The 4,070-nt window shown below is 62.9% G+C and carries 6 protein-coding genes; all 6 read right to left on the reverse strand.

Annotated elements, in window-relative coordinates; genetic code table 11:
* Window positions 1-371, reverse strand: a 371-nt coding sequence (tatB, locus tag EN893_RS22085) for a Sec-independent protein translocase protein TatB (protein ID WP_128361774.1), incomplete at its 3' end; no start/stop codon positions are given.
* A gap of 29 nt (window positions 372-400) precedes the next feature.
* On the reverse strand, window positions 401-622 hold the full coding sequence (locus tag EN893_RS22090; RefSeq protein ID WP_023812188.1) for a twin-arginine translocase TatA/TatE family subunit: 222 nt from the start codon (window positions 620-622) through the stop codon (window positions 401-403).
* Window positions 623-791: 169 nt separating this feature from the next.
* Entirely contained in the window at window positions 792-1,556 is a 765-nt protein-coding gene (gene scpB / locus EN893_RS22095) for an SMC-Scp complex subunit ScpB (RefSeq protein ID WP_127267597.1), read from the reverse strand.
* A complete protein-coding gene (locus tag EN893_RS22100) occupies window positions 1,553-2,353 on the reverse strand; it encodes a ScpA family protein (protein ID WP_050596706.1) in 801 nt (266 codons plus the stop codon). The genes scpB and EN893_RS22100 overlap by 4 nt, the downstream gene beginning before the upstream one ends.
* A gap of 59 nt (window positions 2,354-2,412) precedes the next feature.
* On the reverse strand, window positions 2,413-3,432 hold the full coding sequence (nagZ, locus tag EN893_RS22105) for a beta-N-acetylhexosaminidase (RefSeq protein WP_127267596.1): 1,020 nt from the start codon (window positions 3,430-3,432) through the stop codon (window positions 2,413-2,415).
* Window positions 3,433-3,564: 132 nt separating this feature from the next.
* The coding region (locus tag EN893_RS22110; RefSeq protein WP_206640154.1) for an SPOR domain-containing protein at window positions 3,565-4,070 on the reverse strand (506 nt) is incomplete at its 5' end.

Raw genomic sequence — 4,070 nt, forward strand, 5'->3', positions numbered from 1 at the left:
TTCTTCAACGGCTCGGCCGTTTGCGGGGTCGAAGCGACAGAGCTTGCCGGATCGGCTGCCGGCTTCGGCTTCATCGCCGCATCGACGCCGGAGCGAACGTCGGCCGCGGCCTGTTCGAACGGATTGAGCTGCTTCCTGATCTCAGCCATCGGGCTCATGCCCCTGAGCTCGTCGACGGACTTCTTGACGTCGTCGAGCTCGGCTTCCTTCAGCGCCTCGTTGAACTGTTTCTGGAAATCGGACGCCATGGCGCGCAGCTTCGCCGTCGTGCGGCCGAAGGTGCGCAGCATATTGGGCAAATCCTTGGGTCCGACGACCACGATCATGACGATCGCGATGACCAGCATTTCGGTCCAGCCGACTTCAAACATGGCACTCTGTTCCGACTAGAACCTTGGGCTCAGCTCTTGCTGGCTTTTTCCTTCGCGGCCGCAACGGTCTCGTCGGCACGATGTTCGACGGTGCGCTTGTCTTCGGCAACCTCGTCGTCGGCCATGCCCTTCTTGAAGCTTTTGATACCCTTGGCCATATCGCCCATCAGCTCGGGAATCTTGCCGCGGCCGAACACCAAAAGCACGATCACCAGCACGATCAGCCAATGCCAAATCGAAAATGAACCCATAGCAAATCTCTCTCGAATGTTTTCCCTGGCGATGATCTATGCGTTTTCGCGTTGGGATTCAAACACAACTGCGACAGAGTTTATGAAAGGGTGACGGATGTCACGCATTTTCGACGGGAACGCCCGCTACGAATCCGCGCATCCTCATCAAGTTGGCCGCCAATGCCAGTCAATCTTCCGTGACGCGCGGCGTCAGCAGGCCGAGTTCCTCGAGATCGATGTCGGTCAGCGCATCCTCGTCGTCGGTCAATGCGTCGGGATCGGCCGGCGGCTGCGGAATGGAGAAATTCGACGGCATGCGGCCCGAAAGCAGTCCAGCCCCCTTCAGTTCCTCCATGCCAGGAAGATCGCGAATCTCTTCCAGCGCGAAATGGTCGAGGAAGGTCTCCGTCGTACCGTAGGTCACAGGGCGTCCGGGCGTCTTACGCCGGCCGCGCATGCGCACCCATTCCGTTTCCAGCAGCGTGTCGAGCGTACCTTTCGAGGTTTCGACGCCGCGGATGTCCTCGATCTCGGCACGCGTCACCGGCTGGTGATAGGCAATGATCGCCAGCACTTCGAGAGCCGCGCGGGAGAGCTTCCTTTGCTGGACGGTATCGCGGCTCATCAGGAAAGCCAGGTCGCCGGCGGTGCGGAACGCCCAGGCGTCGCCGACACGCACCAGATTGACGCCGCGCCGCGCATAGATCTGCTGCAGCTCGGCCATGGCCAGGGCAATGTTGATGCCGTCAGGGAGGCGTGCCGCGAGCTGCTTTTCGCTGACGGGTTCGGCGCTGGCGAACACGATCGCCTCGGCCATGCGCACGGCCTCGGCCAGATGCAGCCGCTCGGCCGGGTTCTGTAGCTGCTCGGCCGGATCCCGGGAAAGCGACTCCTCTTCGGGTGCATCGCCGACCTTGAACGGGATAACCGAAGCGTTGGCGCGTTCGCTCATGATGCCACCTCGACTGCCTTGATTGCCTGCGTGCGCCCGCGCAGGTAGATCGGCGCGAACGTCTGATCCTGCCGCACGTCCATCGTGCCGTCGCGCACCAGTTCCAATGTTGCCGCAAAAGAACTGGCGATTGCCGTGCGCCGCTCCTCGGGGCTGGTCATGTATGCGATCAGAAAACTTTCCAGCGCCGTCCAGTCGCTTGCAGCCCCGACCAGGCGGGTCAGGATGTCGCGCGCATCCTTGAGCGACCAGACACCGCGCCTGGCGATCGTCACATTGTTGATCGCCTGCTTCTGGCGTTGCTGGGCATAGGCGGTCAAGAGATCGTAGAGCGAGGCCGAATAGGCGTTACGCTTTTCGACGATGACCATTTCCGGCATGCCGCGCGCGAACACATCGCGGCCGAGCCGGTTGCGGTTGACCAGACGCGCCGAGGCGTCGCGCATGGCTTCCAGCCGCTTCAGGCGGAACTGCAGCACCGCCGCCAGTTCCTCACCGCTTTCGCCCTCGTCGCCGGGCTGCTTGGGGATCAGGAGCTTGGACTTGAGGAAGGCCAGCCACGCCGCCATCACCAGATAGTCGGCGGCAAGCTCCAGCCTGAGCGCCCTCGCCGTCTCGACAAAGGTCAGATATTGCTCGACCAGCGCCAGGATCGAAATGCGAGCCAGATCGACCTTCTGGGTGCGGGCAAGATGCAGCAGCAGGTCGAGCGGACCTTCGAAGCCGGCCACGTCGACAACCAGCGACGGGTCGCCGGTAACGCGTGAATCGTCATTCTCGGCCCACAGACGGTCCATCGGTGCGGCCTTCGAGGCCTTGCTTTCCAATGTCTCCGCCACTCCGTCACTTCCCTTTGCTATGCCACCGCATCGAAGTAGGTGGCGAATTCGGCACGTATTTCGGTTTCTTCGACCGTGTCACGGTTCTTTATATAGGTCAGCGCCCGCTTGGCGCGCTCCAACGACGTGCCCTCAAGCCCTGTGGTGCGCGATGCGATGCCGGCCATCTCCTCGAAAACGCCGTTGCAGTGAAGGACCAGATCGCAGCCCGCCGCAAGGATCGATGCCGCCTTTGTCGGGAAATCCCCAGAAAGTGCCTTCATCGAGGTGTCGTCGCTCATCAGCAGTCCGTCGAAGCCGATTTCGCGCCGGATGATCTCGTCGATGACCTTGCCGGAGGTGGTCGCCGGATTGTTGGGGTCGATCGCGCTGTAGACGACATGGGCTGTCATCGCCATCGGCAGATGGCTAAGCTCCTTGAACGGGGCGAAATCATGCCGCTGCAGATCGCTGAGCGAGGCATTGACCACCGGCAGTTCGAAATGCGTGTCGGCAAAGGCACGTCCATGGCCCGGAATATGCTTCATGACCGGCAGCACGCCGCCCGACATCAGCCCTTCCGCGGCTGCGCGGCCGAGCTCGATCACCGGTCGCGGATCCTTGCCATAGGCCCGCGCGCCGATGACATCGCTGGCGCCCTCGATCGGCACATCGAGCACCGGCAGGCAATCGGCTGTGATGCCGTAGCGCAGCAGGTCGAAGGCATGCAGCCGCGCCATCAGCCAGGCCGCGCGGGCGCCGGCATCATGATCGTCGCGCCACAGCGCGCCGAGCGCGCCGCCGGCGGGATAGTTCGGTGCCAGCGGCGGTCGCAAGCGCTGCACACGGCCGCCTTCCTGATCGATGAACACCAGCGCGTCCGGACGCCCTATGCAGTCCCGCATCTCGGCGACCAGATCGCGGATCTGTTCGGTCTCGCCAATGTTGCGCGCAAACAGGATGAAGGCCCACGGGCATTCATTGCGATAGAAATTGATTTCTTCGCGGGTAAGCGATTTCCCGGCACAGCCGAGGATCATGGATTTTGATTCGGTCATGTCGGCAGTTTAGGGCTTTGTGCGATCAAAGGGAATCGCCAGGGATTCATCCGGGACAACGCCGGATCTGCTTTCCCCATGAAAAAAGCCGGCGCGATGGACCGCGCCGGCTTTTGATGGTCGGCTCCGGCTTTAGCGCGAGACGAAGCAGTTGCCGCCGGCGGCCTTGTAGCTGGTGCACAAATTGATTGCGTCATTGCGTGACTGGGCCGGAACGCGCACGCGGTAGAACGTGCCTTTGCCGGCGATCTCGGCCTTGACGATATTGGCGGTACGCCCGGCAAGCACGCTGCCATAGCGGCGCTGCAGATCCTGATAGCTGGACTGAGCGCTTTCGACGGTCGGCTGCGAGGCGATCTGCATCGACCACGAGCCACCGCCGGCCGCAGTCGATGCCGGATCTATGGACGCAACCTGATCGGGCTTGACCTCGCCGACAACATCGACCGGCTGGTCGGATGGACGCTGCGGCGCGAGCGGAACCTTTGCCGGCGTGTTCGCCGATTGGGCCTCGGCTTTCGGCTTGGCGACCGGCTTGAGGGCCGGCACGTCGTCCGCCTGGGCGGCGGCAGGCGCCACGGTGCCGGTCTGGTCCGCGTCGGCTTGGGCCACTGGGGCAACATGCTGCGGCGCCGGAT

This window comes from Mesorhizobium sp. M7A.F.Ca.CA.004.04.2.1 (assembly GCF_004022825.1).
Classification (GTDB): domain Bacteria; phylum Pseudomonadota; class Alphaproteobacteria; order Rhizobiales; family Rhizobiaceae; genus Mesorhizobium.

Excerpts from the sequence above, each read along its gene's own strand:
- EN893_RS22090 (WP_023812188.1), bottom strand. The coding sequence starts at position 622 with ATGGGTTCATTTTCGATTTGGCATTGGCTGATCGTGCTGGTGATCGTG.
- scpB (WP_127267597.1), bottom strand. The coding sequence starts at position 1,556 with ATGAGCGAACGCGCCAACGCTTCGGTTATCCCGTTCAAGGTCGGCGAT.
- EN893_RS22100 (WP_050596706.1), bottom strand. The coding sequence starts at position 2,353 with ATGGACCGTCTGTGGGCCGAGAATGACGATTCACGCGTTACCGGCGAC.
- nagZ (WP_127267596.1), bottom strand. The coding sequence starts at position 3,432 with ATGACCGAATCAAAATCCATGATCCTCGGCTGTGCCGGGAAATCGCTT.